At 70.6% G+C, this 16,573-nt stretch carries 15 protein-coding genes; 3 read left to right on the forward strand and 12 right to left on the reverse strand.

The annotated features are described in order from the left end of the window. The first annotated feature begins 106 nt into the window (after positions 1–106). Positions 107–823, forward strand: coding sequence for a transcriptional repressor LexA (gene lexA / locus AC4D2F_RS10845; protein WP_490911089.1), 717 nt, complete (start codon positions 107–109; stop codon positions 821–823). A gap of 67 nt (positions 824–890) precedes the next feature. On the opposite strand, the gene AC4D2F_RS10850 is transcribed toward lexA, so the two are convergent. Beyond that, the gene (locus tag AC4D2F_RS10850) at positions 891–2,960 is read right to left on the reverse strand and encodes an ATP-dependent DNA helicase (RefSeq protein WP_490910593.1); all 2,070 of its coding nucleotides are present in this window, start codon (positions 2,958–2,960) and stop codon (positions 891–893) included. Further along, a complete protein-coding gene (gene hflX, locus AC4D2F_RS10855) occupies positions 2,953–4,533 on the reverse strand; it encodes a GTPase HflX (RefSeq protein ID WP_104168974.1) in 1,581 nt (526 codons plus the stop codon). The genes AC4D2F_RS10850 and hflX overlap by 8 nt, the downstream gene beginning before the upstream one ends. Positions 4,534–4,654: 121 nt before the next feature. Here hflX and AC4D2F_RS10860 point away from each other — a divergent pair, with 121 nt between their 5' ends. Next, on the forward strand, positions 4,655–5,263 hold the full coding sequence (locus AC4D2F_RS10860; RefSeq protein ID WP_490910594.1) for a class I SAM-dependent methyltransferase: 609 nt from the start codon (positions 4,655–4,657) through the stop codon (positions 5,261–5,263). Positions 5,264–5,295: 32 nt separating this feature from the next. Here AC4D2F_RS10860 and dapF read toward each other — a convergent pair whose 3' ends face one another. From dapF to AC4D2F_RS10890, 6 genes are all read right to left on the reverse strand, one after another. Further along, positions 5,296–6,246: a diaminopimelate epimerase gene (gene dapF, locus AC4D2F_RS10865; RefSeq protein WP_490910595.1), complete on the reverse strand. Its 951-nt coding sequence runs from the start codon at positions 6,244–6,246 to the stop codon at positions 5,296–5,298. A 4-nt stretch (positions 6,247–6,250) separates the two neighbouring features. After that, positions 6,251–7,162 (reverse strand): tRNA (adenosine(37)-N6)-dimethylallyltransferase MiaA, encoded by a 912-nt coding sequence (gene miaA / locus AC4D2F_RS10870; RefSeq protein WP_490910596.1) that lies wholly within the window; start codon positions 7,160–7,162, stop codon positions 6,251–6,253. Next, on the reverse strand, positions 7,159–8,715 hold the full coding sequence (gene miaB, locus AC4D2F_RS10875) for a tRNA (N6-isopentenyl adenosine(37)-C2)-methylthiotransferase MiaB (RefSeq protein ID WP_490910597.1): 1,557 nt from the start codon (positions 8,713–8,715) through the stop codon (positions 7,159–7,161). Before miaB ends, miaA begins: the two co-directional genes overlap by 4 nt. 65 nt (positions 8,716–8,780) lie before the next feature. Next, on the reverse strand, positions 8,781–9,716 hold the full coding sequence (locus AC4D2F_RS10880; RefSeq protein WP_490910598.1) for a regulatory protein RecX: 936 nt from the start codon (positions 9,714–9,716) through the stop codon (positions 8,781–8,783). Between the two features lie 5 nt (positions 9,717–9,721). Further along, complete coding sequence (gene recA / locus AC4D2F_RS10885) at positions 9,722–10,765, reverse strand: recombinase RecA (protein WP_104168979.1); 1,044 nt, start codon at positions 10,763–10,765, stop codon at positions 9,722–9,724. A 216-nt stretch (positions 10,766–10,981) separates the two neighbouring features. Next, on the reverse strand, positions 10,982–11,200 hold the full coding sequence (locus AC4D2F_RS10890) for a DUF3046 domain-containing protein (RefSeq protein ID WP_104168980.1): 219 nt from the start codon (positions 11,198–11,200) through the stop codon (positions 10,982–10,984). 198 nt (positions 11,201–11,398) lie between these two features. Between AC4D2F_RS10890 and AC4D2F_RS10895 the strand changes: the two genes are divergently transcribed. Further along, entirely contained in the window at positions 11,399–11,908 is a 510-nt protein-coding gene (locus tag AC4D2F_RS10895) for a MarR family winged helix-turn-helix transcriptional regulator (protein ID WP_052274503.1), read from the forward strand. 63 nt (positions 11,909–11,971) lie between these two features. On the opposite strand, the gene AC4D2F_RS10900 is transcribed toward AC4D2F_RS10895, so the two are convergent. The 4 genes from AC4D2F_RS10900 to AC4D2F_RS10915 all read right to left on the reverse strand — a co-directional run bounded on the left by AC4D2F_RS10900 (position 11,972) and on the right by AC4D2F_RS10915 (position 16,527). Continuing rightward, positions 11,972–12,412 (reverse strand): helix-turn-helix domain-containing protein, encoded by a 441-nt coding sequence (locus tag AC4D2F_RS10900; RefSeq protein WP_043447546.1) that lies wholly within the window; start codon positions 12,410–12,412, stop codon positions 11,972–11,974. 123 nt (positions 12,413–12,535) lie between these two features. Beyond that, entirely contained in the window at positions 12,536–13,033 is a 498-nt protein-coding gene (locus AC4D2F_RS10905; RefSeq protein ID WP_104168981.1) for a CinA family protein, read from the reverse strand. Then, on the reverse strand, positions 13,030–13,617 hold the full coding sequence (gene pgsA, locus AC4D2F_RS10910; RefSeq protein WP_043447543.1) for a CDP-diacylglycerol--glycerol-3-phosphate 3-phosphatidyltransferase: 588 nt from the start codon (positions 13,615–13,617) through the stop codon (positions 13,030–13,032). Before pgsA ends, AC4D2F_RS10905 begins: the two co-directional genes overlap by 4 nt. Before the next feature lie 9 nt (positions 13,618–13,626). Beyond that, positions 13,627–16,527: an FtsK/SpoIIIE family DNA translocase gene (locus AC4D2F_RS10915; protein ID WP_490910599.1), complete on the reverse strand. Its 2,901-nt coding sequence runs from the start codon at positions 16,525–16,527 to the stop codon at positions 13,627–13,629. Positions 16,528–16,573: the final 46 nt, after the last annotated feature.

The following is a 16,573-nucleotide window of genomic DNA, read 5'->3' on the forward strand; positions in this document are numbered from 1 at the left end:
GCGGCGACGACGGGATCAGCGATCCCAGGCGAAAGGCGCAACAGTGGCGGAATCACCAGCGGCAGCCCGGCAGGAATCGAACACTGCCGACGTTCCGGCAGACGCCGTGCCCATCTCCGCGGGCCGGGGCAGGCCGCGCGGCCGCTCCGTGTCCAAGGGGCTGACCGCCCGGCAGCTGACGATCCTCGAGACGATCCAGCGGTCGATCGCCGACAAGGGGTACCCGCCGTCCATGCGGGAGATCGGCGACACCGTGGGCCTCGCGAGCCTGTCCAGCGTGACCCACCAGCTGTCGCAGCTCGAGCGGCTGGGCTACGTGCGCAGGGACCCAAAGCGCCCGCGCGCCATGGAGGTCCTGCTCCCCCTGACCCTGGCCCCGGACACGTCCGGCGCCCAGGCCGGTCCGTCCCCGGACGGGAAACCCGCCACCGAGCACCGGATCGCCGTCGACACCGCCCTCGTGCCGCTCGTGGGGCGCATCGCCGCCGGCGGACCGATCCTCGCGGACCAGGTGGTGGAGGACGTCATGCCCCTGCCCCGCCAGCTCGTCGGCCACGGTGATCTCTTCATGCTCAGGGTCTCGGGCGACTCCATGGTGGACGCCGCCATCTGCGACGGCGACTGGGTCGTGGTGCGCCGGCAGCAGAGCGCGCAGAACGGCGACATCGTCGCGGCGCTGCTCGACGAGGAGGCCACCGTGAAGACTTTCCGGCAGCGGGACGGCCATACGTGGCTCCTGCCGCAGAACACCCGCTACGAGCCCATCCTGGGTGACCATGCCAGCATCATGGGCAAGGTCGTCTCGGTGATGCGCGCGCTGTAGCGTTCGCGGCGACCGTCGTGTCGCAGCTGTCGTGTCGAAGCTGTCGTGTCGCGGCCGGAGGGACGCCTCAGCGCCCTGAGAGCCGCTCCAGGATCCCGGTGACGGTCGCGCGGTCCGTCGTAGCCCAGAAGGGCGGGAGGGCTGCCCGGAGGAAGCCGCCGTACCGGGCGTTGGCGAGTCGGCTGTCGAGGACGGCGACCACGCCCCTGTCCTCCGCCGCCCTGATCAGGCGTCCCGCGCCCTGCGCGAGCCGGACGGCCGCGTGCGTGGCGGACACGCTCATGAAGCCGTTGCCCCCGTTCCGGGCCACCGCCCGCGTGCGGGCGGTCATCAGGGGATCGTCCGGCCGCGGGAACGGAATGCGGTCGATCACGACCAGCCGGCACGAGGACCCCGGCACGTCGACGCCCTGCCAGAGGGACATGGTGCCGAACAGGCAGGTGTCCGGCTCGTCCGCGAACTGCGTGACCAGCGCGTTGAGCGAGGACTCCCCCTGGCACAGGATCTCGAAGTCGACCTTCGGACGCAGTGCCTCCGCCGCCTCCTCGGCGGCCCGCTTGGACGAGAACAGTCCCAGCGCACCCCCTCGGGACGCGGTGAGGAGTCCCAGGAGCTCTTCCAGTTGCGCACCGGAGGTTCCGCGCTCGGGCTTCGGCAGGTCCTTCGCCACGTAGAGCACGCCCTGGCGTGAATAGTCGAAGGGGCTCCCGACGTCGACGCCGGTCCAGGCGGGCGCACCGGGACCGCTGAGTCCCAGCGACCCCGCGACGGGACCGAACTCGGAACCGATCGCGAGGGTCGCGGAGGTCAGGATCACGGTGTGGTCCTCGAACAGTCCCTCCCGCAGCCGTCCGGCGACGGACAGCGGCGCGACGTTCAGCGTCGCGGGCGCGGTCTCGTCGGGTTGCGTGTAGCCGGAGCCCGGCGTGAAGCTGCTGGGACGCGACGCCCACACGACCTCGTTGAGGTCCGACGCCGCGAGGATCCGCTCGGCGAGCTCGAAGACCAGCGTGGTGCGTGAGCGGGCGACCTGCCGGCCGCCGTCGACGTCGGCTTCGGACTTGCCGTCCGTCTTCGTGTCCGACAGCGCCGCGCGGGACGCGTCCCGGACCTGGGCCAGGGCCTGCTCGAGATCCTCCGGGAGGCCTCCCGGCAGCAGGCCCGAGGGGACGAGTTCGGCGGCCGCCTCGAAGGCGTCGGCGGCCGTGTCGAGGGCGGCCGTACTGATGGAGGCGTGGCGGCGGAGCGCCGTGGCCGCCGCGCTCACCATCGGGGCGGAGAGCTGGCCGGAGACGGCTCCGGTCACCCGGTCGTGCAGTTCGTGCGCCTCGTCGATGACGACGACGTCGTACTCCGGCAGGACGGCGAGCCCCTCGAACGCGCTGATCGCGAGCATCGCGTGGTTGGTGATGACGATATCGGCGTCCGCTGCTGCGGCGCGCGCCTTCTCGCTGAAGCACTCCTGGGCCATCGGACAGCGGGCGGCACCGATGCACTCCATGCTGGAGACGGACACCTGGCGCCACGCGCGATCGCTCACGCCGGGCACGAGGTCGTCGCGGTCGCCCGTCGCGGTCTCCTCTGCCCATTCACGCAGTCGCACGACGTCCCTGCCGAGTGCCGAGGACGGACCGTCGGCCGCGGGGGACGGGTGTGGCGTGGCGTCCTCGCCGAGGCTGAAGAGGGTGCCCGGCGCGTCCTCCTCCGGGAATCCGCCCCCGGTCTTGTGGAGGCAGACGTAGTTCGACCGGCCCTTGAGCAGGGCGACGTCGACGGGGCGCGTGAGCGCGGGCCGCACGGCGTCCAGGAGGCGCGGGAGGTCCCTTCCCACGATCTGGGCCTGGAGGGCGAGCGTGGCCGTGGAGACGATCGAGGGCCGGTCGCTGTCCATGGCGTGGGCGATCAGCGGGACCAGGTACGCGAGCGACTTCCCGGTCCCGGTGCCGGCCTGGACGAGCAGGTGCTCGCCCGAGTGGATGGACTCACTGACCTGCCGGACCATCTCGTGCTGGCCGGAGCGCATCTCCCCGCCCATGGCCGCCACCGCGGTGTCGAGCAGTTCGAGGGCCTGCCGTGCTTCGTCCGAGCGGGGAGCCGGGTCCGGCGCCACGGCGCCGGACCGCGTGCTCTCACTCATGCCGGACGTACGCCTCCAGCTCGGCGGCCAGGCCCTCCCGGACCATCACTTCGAGGCGGGTCCCCTCGCCGACGTGCTCGAGGCCGAGGATCTCGACGTCCTCCTCGTGGAGGCGGCTGAGGATCTCCCCGCGCTCGTAGGGCACCATCAGGTCCAGCTTCACGCCCGGGCGGGGAATGCTCGTGCTGATCAGCTGGCGCAGCTCGGTGAGCCCTGCGCCCGTCCGTGCGGAGACGACGACGGAGCGTGGTTCGCGCTGCCGCAGCCGTTCGATGACGAACGGATCGGCGGCGTCGGCCTTGTTCAGCACGATGATCTCGGGCACCTTGCGGGCGTCGACCTCCGTCAGCACGGCACGGACCGCGGCGATCTGGCCCTCGGGGTCGGGGTGGGACGCGTCGACGACGTGCAGGATGAGATCGGAGTCGGCGACCTCCTCCAGGGTGGAGCGGAACGCCTCGATGAGCTGGGTGGGCAGCGACCGCACGAAGCCGACCGTGTCCGCGAGGGTGTAGCCGATGCCGTCGGGTGTCTCCGCCTTGCGGACCGTCGGATCCAACGTGGCGAACAGCGCGTTCTCGACGAGGACGCCGGCGTCGGTGAGCCGGTTCAGCAGGGACGACTTGCCGGCGTTCGTGTAGCCGGCGATGGCGACGGACGGTACCTGGTTCCGGCGGCGGTTGGAGCGTTTCGTCTCCCGCGCGGGTTTCATCCCCGCGATCTCGCGGCGGAGCTTCGCCATCCGTGTACGGATCTTGCGCCGATCGAGTTCGATCTTCGTCTCGCCCGGGCCACGCGAGCCCATGCCGGCGCCTGCGCTGCCGACCTGGCCACCGGCCTGGCGGGACATGGATTCGCCCCAGCCGCGGAGGCGCGGGAGCAGGTACTCGAGCTGGGCGAGTTCGACCTGCGCCTTGCCCTCGCGGCTCTTGGCGTGCTGGGCGAAGATGTCGAGGATCAGCGCGGTCCGGTCGATCACCTTGACCTTCACGATGTCCTCCAGTCCGCGGCGCTGCGACGGCGACAGCTCACTGTCGACGATCACGGTGTCCGCTCCGGTCGCCTGGACGATCCCCTTGAGCTCCTGGGCCTTGCCCGAGCCGAGGAACGTCCCGGGGTCCGGCTTGAGGCGTCGCTGCACGATGCCGTCGAGGACCTCCGAACCGGCCGTCTCCGCCAGTGCCGCGAGCTCCTGGAGCGAGTTCTCGGCGTCCTGCGCCGTTCCCTCGCTCCAGAGGCCGGCGAGGACGACGCGTTCCAGCCGGAGCTGCCGGTACTCGACCTCGGTGACGTCCTCGAGTTCGGTGGACAGTCCTGCGACACGTCGGAGCGCCCGGCGCTCGGCCAGGTCCTGCTGGTCTCCGTCGGCGTCCGACGGCTCTTCGTCCTGGGACAGGGCCTGTGCCCGTGATCGCCAGGTCTTCTCGATCGGCGCGGAAGTGTCCGGCGCTGGTGTCCCCTTCTTCGCCTTGGCCACGGCAGCTTCGTCGCTGGCGAGGATCCGGTCGATGACGGCTTGGATCTCCTCCGGGCCCATGTCGGCGCCGGTGGAATGTCCGTGGTTCTCGGTCATAGTCTCCCTAGGTGGATGTCCCTCAATCCTACGGCTGACGGCCCGGCCTGCTCCAGCGTATTCTCCCAGCGCGAAACCTGCCCGCGCCGGGTGCCTCCGGTGTGCCACTAGGCTTCTGTCCATGGAGTCTCAGCACTATTTCAGCGCCCAGCCAGCGGGACCGGACACGCGCCGACCGCTCTCCGTCGTCCTGGCCGGCGCACGCAGGGACCTCGTGACGTCGTCGGGCCTGTTCAGCCCCGACGGCGTGGACAAGGGCACAGCGATCCTGCTCGACGCCGTCCCGGACCCGCAGGGACGGCGGATGCTGGATCTCGGCTGCGGGTGGGGGCCGCTCGCCCTCACCATGGCCCTGAAGGCGCCCGACGCCGAGGTCCACGCGGTCGACGTCAACGAGCGGTGCGTCGCACTGACCGCGGAGAACGCCGCGCGCCTCGGACTGGGCAACGTGGCGGCGAGCACCCCCGACGCCGTGGACGACGCACTCGAGTTCGACACCATCTGGTCCAATCCGCCCATCCGCATCGGCAAGCAGGAACTGCATGCGCTGCTCCTGCGCTGGCTCCCGCGCCTCGCCCCGGGCGGCCGGGCCTGGCTCGTGGTGCAGAAGAACCTGGGCGCGGACTCCCTGCAGCGCTGGCTGTCCGAGGAGCTGCCCGAAGGGTTCACGGTGCGGCGCGCCGAGACGTCCAAGTCCTTCCGCATCCTCGAGGTGCACCGGGCGGACTGACCGCCCCGGCGGGCTCATCCTGTTCGACCGGCTCAGCCGGCGGGGAGGAGTACGCCCTCCGCCACCAGGGCGGCCGGGCCGCTGAGCAGCACGTGTTCACGGCCGTCGGGGCCGTCGAAGAAGGTGACCCCGACGACGCCGCCCGGGACGGTCACCTGCCACCGCGCGGGGGCTCCCGCGCCCGCCCAGAAGCGTGTGGCCGCGGCGGCGGCACAGGCGCCGGTGCCGCACGACTGCGTCTCGCCGACGCCCCGCTCATGGACGCGCATACTGAGCCGGCCGACGCCGTCGTCCCCCACGAGCGGATCGGAGGGCACCACGAGTTCCACGTTGGTCCCCTCCGGCGGCACCGGCTGGACACCCGGAGCCCGGTGCAGTTCGGTCCTCTGCAGTTCGGCGGCCTCGGCCAGCGCGACGACGGTGTGCGGATTGCCCATGCTGATCGACAGCGCCGGGCGGTCGACATCGAGTCCGCCGATCTCCACGAGCGAGTCCATGCCCCGGGCCACGGCCGCCTCGGGGTGGATGAACTCCCAGGGCCCCATGTCCACCGCGTACCCGTCGTGCGAGCGGGTCACGCGCTTGACGCCCGCACGGGTGGCGATGGCGAGCTCGCCGCCCTCGGGCAGGTCGGCCACCGAGGAGGCGAGGAGGAAGTGCGCGAAGACGCGGACGCCGTTGCCGCACATCTCGGACACCGAGCCGTCGGCGTTGCGGTAGTCCATGAACCAGTCCGCGGCGGGCTCCGTCTGCAGGAGCGCCCGCCCTTCGGGAAGGGCGGACGACCGCACGGCGCGGATGTATCCGTCGGCGCCGATCCCCCGGTGGCGGTCGCAGAGCGAGGCGACGAAGGCGGCGTCGTCCGGGGCTGCCGCGTCCGGGTCGAGCGTCAGGACGAAGTCGTTGCCGGTGCCGTGGCCCTTGGTGAAGGAGAGGCCGGCGGACGGCCGGGAATCGGTGGCATGGGCGCGGTAGTCGGTCACCGTCCTAGGATATGTCCCCACGCTGCCGCACGATCCCGACGGCCCGGTCGACGAGACCGGGTGCCTGCCAGTCCGTCCAGGCCACGCGCGGATCGCCCCGGAACCAGGTCAGCTGGCGCCGGGCGAACCGGCGGGTCGCCGCGATCGTGTCCTCGACGGCGTCCTGCTCCGTCATGGAGCCGTCAAGCACCCGGAGGAACTGCCCGTACCCGAGGGCGCGGGACGCCGTCCGCCCGTCCCGGAGCCCGCGGGCGGCGAGGCGTCCGACCTCGTCGGCCAGCCCGCCGGCCACCATCGCGTGCACCCGCTCGGCGAGCCGTGCGCGCAGGACGGCCCGGTCGACGGCGAGGCCGATCTGCACGGCGGGCTGGTGGTACTCGCGCCGCGGCATGAAGGCGCTGAAGGGCCGTCCGCTGATCTCGTACACCTCGAGGGCGCGGACGAGGCGGCGGTCGTCGTCGATCCGTTCCGCGGAGGCGGGGTCGACCTCCCGGAGCCGTCGGCGGAACGCCGCGCTCCCGGTGGTGGCGAGTTCCGCCTCGAGCCGGCTGCGGACGCCGGCGTCGGTCGGCGGGAACTCGAGCCGGTCGAGGGCCGCACGGATGTACAGGCCGGACCCGCCGACGAGGATGGGCACCCGCCCGCGGGCGCGGATGTCCTCGACGATGCGGCGGGCGTCCTCCTGGTAGGCGGCGACGCTCGCCTCCTGCGTGACGTCGAGGACATCGAGCAGATGATGCCCGATGCCCTGCCGCTCCGTCGGGGCCAGCTTGGCCGTCCCGATGTCCATGCCGCGGTAGAACTGGAGGGCGTCGGCGTTGACGATCTCGCCGTCGAGGCGCTGGGCCAGGGCGATACCGAGCTCGGACTTGCCGGACCCCGTGGGACCGACGACCGCGACCACGGGAAGGGTCAAGAACGCGCTCCGCGGACCGGCAGGGACGGCATGCCCAGCGACACGGGGCGGGGAGCACCGTCAGGACCGGCCGTGCCGTCGGACGACGCCGGGACGCCGCAGGAGTCGGCCTGGCTCCTGTCCCACGCGTCGCCGGCGCGGGAGCGGCGGACGGCGTACTGCTCGGGCGCGGGATCCGACAGCAGGTGGAAGGAGGCCGCCTCGGTGACGGGAAGGGTCACGACGTCGCCCGGTCGGGGCACGGCCGCACCCTCGGGGACGGAGAAGTGGACGAGCCGCTGGTCCCGCGCACGCCCGGTGAGCCGATGCGTCTCGCCGCCCTTGCGGCCCTGCTGGTCGGTCACGAGCACCTCGACGACCGTCCCGACCTGCTTCGCGTTCTCCTCACGGGCGATGCGGTCCTGGAGCGCCGTCAGCCGCTCGAACCGCTCCTGCACCACGGCCTTGGGCAGCTGGTCGGGCAGGTCCGCCGCCGGGGTGCCGGGGCGTTTCGAGTACTGGAAGGTGAAGGCCGTGGCGAAGCGGGACTGCTCGACGACGTCGAGGGTGGCCTGGAAGTCCTCCTCCGTCTCGCCGGGGAAGCCCACGATGATGTCGGTGGAGATGGCGGCGTGGGGCATCCGGTCGCGGACCCTCTCGAGGATGCCGAGGAAGCGGCTGGACCGGTAGGACCGCCGCATCGCCTTCAGGACACGGTCCGAGCCCGACTGCAGGGGCATGTGCAGCTGCGGCATCACGTTGGGCGTCTCGGCCATCGCGTCGATCACGTCGTCGGTGAACGCTGCGGGGTGCGGGCTCGTGAACCGGACCCGTTCGAGGCCCTCGATCGACCCGCAGGCGCGCAGCAGCTTCGCGAAGGCACCGCGGTCGCCGAACTCGACGCCGTAGGAGTTCACGTTCTGGCCGAGGAGCGTGACCTCGACGGCGCCGTCGGCGACGAGGGCTTCGATCTCGGCGAGGATCTCCCCGGGCCGGCGGTCGCGCTCCTTGCCTCGCAGGGACGGCACGATGCAGAAGGTGCAGGTGTTGTTGCAGCCGACGGAGATCGAGACCCAGCCGGCGTAGACCGACTCGCGCCGTGTCGGCAGGGTGGAGGGGAACACGTCGAGGGATTCCAGGATCTCCAGCTGCGCGTCCTGGTTGTGGCGTGCACGCTCGAGCAGGGCGGGCAGCGCGCCGATGTTGTGCGTCCCGAAGACCGCGTCCACCCAGGGTGCCTTCTTGAGGATGGTCTCCCTGTCCTTCTGGGCGAGGCACCCACCCACGGCGATCTGCAGATCCGGCCGGGCCTCCTTGACCGCCTTGAGGATCCCGAGGTTGCCGTACAGCTTGTTGTCCGCGTTCTCGCGGACGGCGCAGGTGTTGAAGACGACGACGTCCGCCTGGCCGCCCTCGACGCGCGCGAGTCCGGCACCCTCGAGCAGCCCGGAGATCCGCTCGGAATCGTGCACGTTCATCTGGCAGCCGAACGTCCGCACCTCGTAGGTGCGCTGTCCGGCTGCACCGGCCGGGGTACCGCGGGGCGTCTCGTCGAGGGATACAGGAAGTGTCATGCTCACGCCCTCAAGCGTACGACCGGCACGCTGGGCGCCCACAATCGCCGGGTCGACCGGCGCGGTCACTCCCCCTCGGCGAGAACGTCCTTCACGATCGAGAACGCGGTCCCGGGGCTGTACCCCTTGCGGGCGAGCACCCCGACGAGGCGCCGCATCTCCTTGTCCCGCACGGCACGATCGGACAGATCGGCACTGCGGCGGAGCTTCCGGCGCACCACCTCCCGAGCCTGTTCGTCCTCCTCCTCGTCGGAGAGCTGCAGCAGGGCGTCCTCCGCCAGCGACGCGTCGATGCCCTTGTCCGCGAGCTCGCGCCGCAGCGAGGACCGGGAGAGCGACCTGGCGGCGGTGCGGGTGCGCACCCACATCCGGGCGAATTCGGCGTCATCGATCAGCTGCACTTCCTCGAACCGATCGAGGAGTGCCGCGGCGATCGGCTGCGGTACCTCACGCTCGGCGAGCTTGAGATCGAGCTGGTGGCGGCTCCGGGCACCCATGGCCAGTTGGCGGAGCAGCACGGAGCGGGCCAGCGACGTCCACTCCTCGTCGCTCCGGACGGGGGTGTCCTCCCCCGCCGTCCCGTCACCCTCGGGGACGTCGTCGCTCGGACCTGCGGCGGCATCACGCCGCCCGCGCCGCGCACCTCGGGGTGAGGATCGGCCTCCTCCGTCGCGTGCCCGCCGCCGACCGGTGCCGTCCCCCGTCGTGGGAGCATCGGGTGCCTCGGCGGCGTCGGCCGAGGCACCGACGACCGGTGCGAACGGATCGTCGAAGGATGCCCGGCCCGGCGAGCCGCTTCGACGCCGGGCCTGTGGCGCTCCGCGCCCCTTCGCCGACGTCGTCCTGCCGAAGGAGGAGGACGCCGACCGCGACGACTTCTGGCGCGTGGATCGGGACCGGGCAGGCGGCTCGGATCCGTCCGGGTCGGCTGAACTGTCCGAACCGAACAGACCGTAGGAGATCCCCCATCCGGCCGCTTCCGGCCCGATCTCCGATGCCACGGCGCCTACTCGCTGCTGACGGCCTTGAGCTTCGGTACGTCCGGCTCCTCCGGCTGCACCCCGATGCCCAGCTTGACCCTGATCTTCTGCTCGAGCTCGTCGGCCAGGCCCGGATTGTCCTTCAGGAACTTCCGGGCGTTCTCCTTGCCCTGCCCCAGCTGGTCGCCGTCATAGGTGAACCAGGCTCCGGACTTCTTGACCAGTCCGTTCTCGACACCGACATCGATGAGTCCGCCCTCACGGGAGATTCCGTAGCCGTACAGGATGTCGAACTCGGCCTGCTTGAAGGGCGGGGCCATCTTGTTCTTGACGATCTTGGCGCGCGTCCTGTTGCCGACCGGGTTGACGCCTTCCTTCAGGGTCTCGATGCGTCGGACGTCGATGCGGACGGACGCATAGAACTTCAGCGCCTTGCCGCCCGTGGTGGTCTCGGGGCTGCCGAAGAACACACCGATCTTCTCGCGGAGCTGGTTGATGAAGATGGCCGTGGTCTTGGTCTGGGCGAGCCGGCCGGTGATCTTCCTGAGGGCCTGGCTCATGAGCCGGGCCTGCAGGCCGACGTGGCTGTCACCCATCTCTCCCTCGATCTCGGCGCGGGGCACGAGGGCGGCGACGGAGTCGATGACGACGATGTCGATCGATCCGGAACCGATGAGCATGTCCATGATCTCCAGCGCCTGCTCACCGGTGTCCGGCTGCGAGACGAGGAGTGCGTCGGTATCGACGCCCAGCCTCTTCGCGTACTCGGGATCCAGGGCGTGCTCGGCATCGATGAAGGCGGCGATCCCGCCGTTGCGCTGGGCACTGGCCACCGCATGGAGGGCGACGGTGGTCTTGCCCGACGACTCGGGACCGTAGATCTCCACGACCCTGCCGCGGGGCAGTCCGCCGATGCCGAGAGCCGCATCCAGCGCGATGGAGCTCGTGGAGATGGTCTCGATGGGCGCCCTCGTCTCGTCGCCGAGGCGCATGATCGAACCCTTGCCGTACTGCTTGTCGATCTGGGCGAGAGCAGCTTCTAGGGCTTTCTCGCGGTCTGGAGCGGCCATTCTTCACCTCGGTTGTTCATGGCCAACTGGCCTGTGTGTACGTGTTCGATTCGACTGTAGGGGCCCGCACCGACACTTTGGGGCGGGTCCGTCACCATGTGCGTAACAGCGCTCGGGCCGTGTCCCATTGTATCCCCGTCCGAACAGGTATTCGAATATTCGCGGTTCCTCTGTGTGTCCCGTGCAGCCCGGACGTGGGCGTGCCGACGCATCGGGTCAGCGCGGTTTGACGTCGCGGCCGAGCCAGCGGCTCGTCGGTACATCCTGCGCCCGGCACACCGCTTCCCAGACCGTCTTCGGATCGGCACCTGCGCCCAGCGCCTCGGACGCCGTCCTGTCACCCAGCTGGTCCACGACGAGGTCCCGCGCGAGGGTCCGCGAGTACCGCTCCCCGAACTCGTCGTCCATCAATCGCCAGAAGTCGCTCAACCGCATGCACTGTCCTTCGCTCTCGTCGTGGGCCGATCATCCGTCATACCTCTCCTACCATTCTGGGTCCTCGACACGGAGGCCGGCACCGAGGGCCGCAGTGGAATCACCCGGGAGGACGACCCGCGAGCGGAATTCGCGGCCGGGCGGAGGAAACAGGCTGTGGGGCATGGTGATTCCGCCGGTGCGCCCTAGAATGGCCCCATGAACGCGAAGCCGAGCATCACCGACCCCGGCGCGGGCCGTACCGGCTACCCCGGGGAGGATGCCGACACCGATGCGGCCATCGAGGCCCTGGAACAGCAGCTGAGCATGCTGTGGCGGCGCGCCCGTTCGAACTCCTACAAGGTGGCGCGTCGGGTGCATCCCGACATGGAACCCGCGGCGTACGGGCTGCTGGTGATCCTGCAGCGTGAGGGCTCCATGCGTCTCACCGACATCGCTGCAAGCGTGGGAGTGGGCAAGCCCTCCGTCAGCCGGCAGATCGCGATGCTGGAGCAGCTGGGCTTGGTCCGGAAGGAAGCCGACCCGCTCGACGGCCGGGCGCAGTCGATCTCGCTGACGGACGCCGGCACCCGGCAGCTCGTGGCTGCGCAGACGGCCCGCAAGCAGGCCTTCCACCAGCTCATGGAGGACTGGGACGTGGAGGACCTCACGCGCCTGGGCACGCTCATCGCCCAGCTCAACAACACCTACACCCGGGACAACTGGTAGCGGACAACAGGAAGGCCCGCCCCTCGGTCGTGTCGGGGACGGGCCTTCCTTGACGTGGGGTGACTAGCGGTTCGTGGCCGCGAGCCCCCGACGGAAGTCGTCGTTCAGTTCGTCCGTGAGGTCGTCCCCGAATTCGCGGGAGAACTCCTGGGGGATGGTGTCCGGGATGGATACGCCTTCTGCTTCTGCCAGGCGGTCACTGACTTCCCGCAGCATCGAGGAGAGCGGCACCTCGAGTGCACTGCAGATTGATGAGAGGAGTTCGGACGATGCTTCCTTCTGTCCACGCTCGACCTCGCTGAGGTATCCGAGGGAAACCCTCGCACTGTGCGACACCTCGCGCAGGGTACGGCCTTGGCGCTGGCGGACGTCGCGCAGGACGTCGCCGATCTCGTGGCGGAGAACCACCAGCTTGCGCTCCTTGGGCCTGCGTTGTGCATCATCCGCCAACCCCACATCACGCCAACGGACCACGCCGTTTACGGATACGGGCTGCTTTACCATCTGTATCGCCTTGCTCCCTCATAATGCGGCGGCGCCCGATGGACGTCCGCCCCGTGATGATGACCTGCCCGTTCTGCTAGAGCTTGAGTCGCCAACCCTATCAATGGCCGGCAGTGTTTATAACTACCCCCGGCGATTGTTTGTTCCCCCGAGGAGCGCCTCGCGGAGCTCGACGAGCACCGCGTCACGGGAAGCGGTCCTGATCGCGTCGCGGTCCCCGACGAAGTGGTGCTCGAACGTCTCCGTGCCCGAGGAGGTGGAAATCGCCGTGAATACGGTCCCCACCGGCTTCCCCTCGTGCGGGGAGGGCCCCGCGACGCCGGTCGTTGCGACGCCGATGTCCGAGGAGAACGCCGCCCTGGCGCCGTCGGCCATCGCCGCGGCGACGCGCGGATCCACGGCGCCGGCGCTCGAAAGAAGTTCGGCGTCGACGTTCAACAGGTTCTGCTTGACAGAGATCTGGTAGGCAATTACTCCGCCCTGCAGGACCGCGGAGGCGCCCGGGACGTCGGCCAGCGTGGCGGCGACCAGGCCAGCCGTCAGGGATTCGGCCGTGGCCACCGTGAGACCCCGCCGCGTGGCGAGGTCGACGACGTCGGCGGCCGGTCCCGCGCCGGTCACGAGCGGGCTGCGGCCCGGAGCCGGATCGCCTGGACCACGTAGTCGACGCCGGTCACCACCGTGATCACGACGGCGGCCGCCATGACCGCGGCAGCGGGCCACCAGGCCCAGTCGCCGGCGATGGACTGCAGCGGGATGAGGAACAGCAGGATGGCGACGGTCTGGACGACCGTCTTCAGCTTTCCCCCGCGCGAGGCCGGCATGACCCCGTACCGGATCACGGCGAACCGCAGGAGCGTGATCCCGATCTCGCGGACCAGGATCACGATCGTGACCCACCACCAGAGCTCGCCCAGGACGGACAGCATCACGAGGGCGGAGCCGATGAGCAGCTTGTCCGCGATCGGGTCCGCGATCTTGCCGAAATCCGTGATGAGGCCCCGGCTGCGGGCCAGGTCGCCGTCGAGCTTGTCGGTGTAGATCGCGACCGCGAAGACGAGGACGGCGAGCCAGCGGAACAGCCCGTCGCGGCCGTCGTCGAGCAGGAGGAACCAGACGAAGAACGGCACCATCAGGATGCGCACGACGGTGAGGACGTTCGCGATGTTCAGGACCGGCACGGCCGGGCTCGGGGAGCTAGTCACTCTCTCAGGCTACCTGCCGGTGAGGCTCCAGGCGTCGGTGTTCTCGCCGTCGTCGCCGTCGTCGGAGCCCCCCGACGCGTCGGCGCCGTCGTAGTAGTCGACCGCCTGCGCCCGCGAGGCGAGATCGTCCGCGACGAGGTCGATCGGCGCCTGGGGCTGCGGCTGGGACGACGCCGGCGCGGACGGCTCGTCACCGCGCATGGCGGCGAGCACGGGGGCGAGATCGTCGGGCTTGACCAGCACGTCACGGGCCTTCGACCCCTCGGACGGTCCGACCACCCCGCGCGATTCGAGCAGGTCCATGAGTCGTCCGGCCTTCGCGAACCCGACGCGGAGCTTGCGCTGCAGCATCGAGGTGGACCCGAACTGGGTCGTGACCACGAGTTCTGTCGCCTGGAGCAGGACCTCGAGGTCGTCCCCGATGTCGTCGTCGATCTGCTTCTTCGGCGCGTCGACCGCGACGTCCTCGCGATAGACGGCCTGCAGCTGCCCCTTCACGTGCTCCACGACGCGGTGGATCTCCGACTCGGTGACCCAGGCACCCTGCACGCGCATGGGCTTGGACGCACCCATGGGCAGGAACAGCGCGTCGCCCTGCCCGATGAGCTTCTCGGCGCCCGGCTGGTCCAGCACCACGCGGGAATCGGTGACCGAGGATGTCGCGAAGGCCATGCGGGACGGCACGTTGGCCTTGATCAGGCCGGTGACGACGTCGACCGACGGCCGCTGCGTGGCGAGGACGAGGTGGATACCGGCGGCGCGCGCCAGCTGGGTGATGCGGACGATCGAGTCCTCGACGTCGCGCGGGGCGACCATCATCAGGTCGGCGAGCTCGTCCACGATGACCAGCAGGTACGGGTAGGGGCGGACGACGCGCTTGGAGCCCTCGGGCGGGACGACCTTCCCGTTCCGGACGGCCTTGTTGAAGTCGTCGATGTGCTTGTAGCCGTAGTTCGCCAGGTCGTCGTAGCGGGTGTCCATCTCGCGCACCACCCACTGCAGCGCCTCGGCGGCCTTCTTGGGGCTCGTGATGATGGGTGTGATGAGGTGGGGTACGCCCTCGTACGCGGTGAGCTCCACGCGCTTGGGGTCCACCATGACCATGCGCACCTCGTCCGGCGTGGAGCGCATGAGGATCGAGGTGATCATGGAGTTCACGAACGAGGACTTGCCCGCACCCGTGGCACCGGCCACCAGCAGGTGGGGCATCTTCGCGAGGTTGGCGACGACGAACCCGCCCTCGACGTCCTTGCCCACACCCATCACCATGGGGTGGTCCGTCTTGCGGGCGTTGCCGGAGCGCAGCACGTCGCCGAGGGAGACCGTCTCGCGGTCCGTGTTCGGGATCTCGATACCGATGGCCGACTTGCCGGGGATGGGCGAGAGGATGCGCACGTCCGAGCTGGCGACGGCGTAGGAGATGTTCTTCGAGAGCGCGGTCACCCGCTCCACCTTGGTGCCCGGGGCCAGTTCGATCTCGTAGCGCGTGACGGTCGGGCCGCGCGAGAACCCGGTCACCTTCGCGTCCACGTTGAACTGGTCCATGGTGTGGGTCAGGGCGGCGACGACGGCGTCGTTGGCTTCCGAGCGCTCCTTGGGCGGGGTACCGGCAGGCAGGTAGTCCGACGGCGGCAGGGTGTACGCGACGTCGCCGGCGAGCTGCAGCTGCTCGGTGCGCTGCGGGATGGGGGTGGGCGGGACCTGCGGCTGCACCGGCGTCGACGGGACGATCAGCGCCTTCGCGGCGGGGACGACGTCGATGGCCTCCGTCGCACCCTCCGGCTCACGCCCGGGCGCAGGCTCCGGCGTGCCGATCCCCTGCGACCGCTTGAGTTCCTCGGCGGCCAGTTCCTGCCGTGTGGGTCGCCGGACGCCGGGCGGGACGGCGGCCTCGGCCTCGCGGGCGCGGCGCTCCTCGTCCTCGATGACGGCGCGCTCGAACGCCTCGTCGCCGACGTAGCCGTCACCGTCGTCGTGCTGGTCGTGGTCGTTGCCGGACGCCTCGGGCTTGTCCTTGCCGAACAGGCGCTTGCGGCGCTTCGGCTCGGGCTTCGCCGTGGCGCCGTGGGTCTCGTAGAGGTAGCTCTGGTCGTGGCCGTCGTCGCGCCGCGCCTCGGCGCCGTTCGGGTCCTGGCCCATCAGGTGCTCGTACAGGGTGCGCAGGCGGTCGGGGATGTGGCGGAAGGGCGTGGCCGTGACGATCAGCAGGCCGAGGAAGATCGCCGCCGCGAGCAGGATGCCCACGGGCCAGGCCGTGAGGACGCTGCTGAGCGGGCCCGCGACGAGGAACCCGGCGACGCCGCCCGCGCGCCAGAGGGCGTCGAGCCCGTCGGAGAGGCCGGGCCTGCCGCCGACGAGGTGGGCGATGCCGGAGCCGGCGAAGAGGAGGACGAGCTGGCCGATGGCGATGCGGTTGTTGGCCCGGTGCCGCTCCGGGTAGCGGAACAGACGGATGGCGCCGATGCCGAGCATAAAGGGGACGAGCAGGGCCATCCAGCCGAAGGTGCCGCCGGCGGCCGCGTGCACGATGTCGGCGGCGATGCCGTGGAGGGCCCACCACTCGACGGCGGCGACGGCCAGGGCCAGCAGGAGGAGGAAGAAGCCGGAACCGTCCCGGCGGAGCTCACGGTCCGGGTTGACGTCGTGGCCGAAGGTGCGGACACCGGAACCGACGACGCGCGCGGTACCCATCCACACCGCCCGGACGGCCCTCAGCGGCAGGGCGAGGTGGTCCTCGTCCCGCGGCTCGGGTGTCACCGGGACCTGGCGGGTCCTGGCCGGAGCGCGGCCTGCCCCCTTGGCCGGCGGCTTCGCGGGCCCCTTGGTCCGGGAGGGTGCCGTGACGGCGGACGCTCCCTTGCTGCGGGTCTGGTGCTGGCCCCGCGGGGCAGGGGACGTTCGAGTGGCCATGGTCCTCACGGTACCGGACCACTGCCCCCATCCGTCGAATTCCCGC

It is taken from the genome of Arthrobacter sp. TJ-263, from assembly GCF_058269155.1.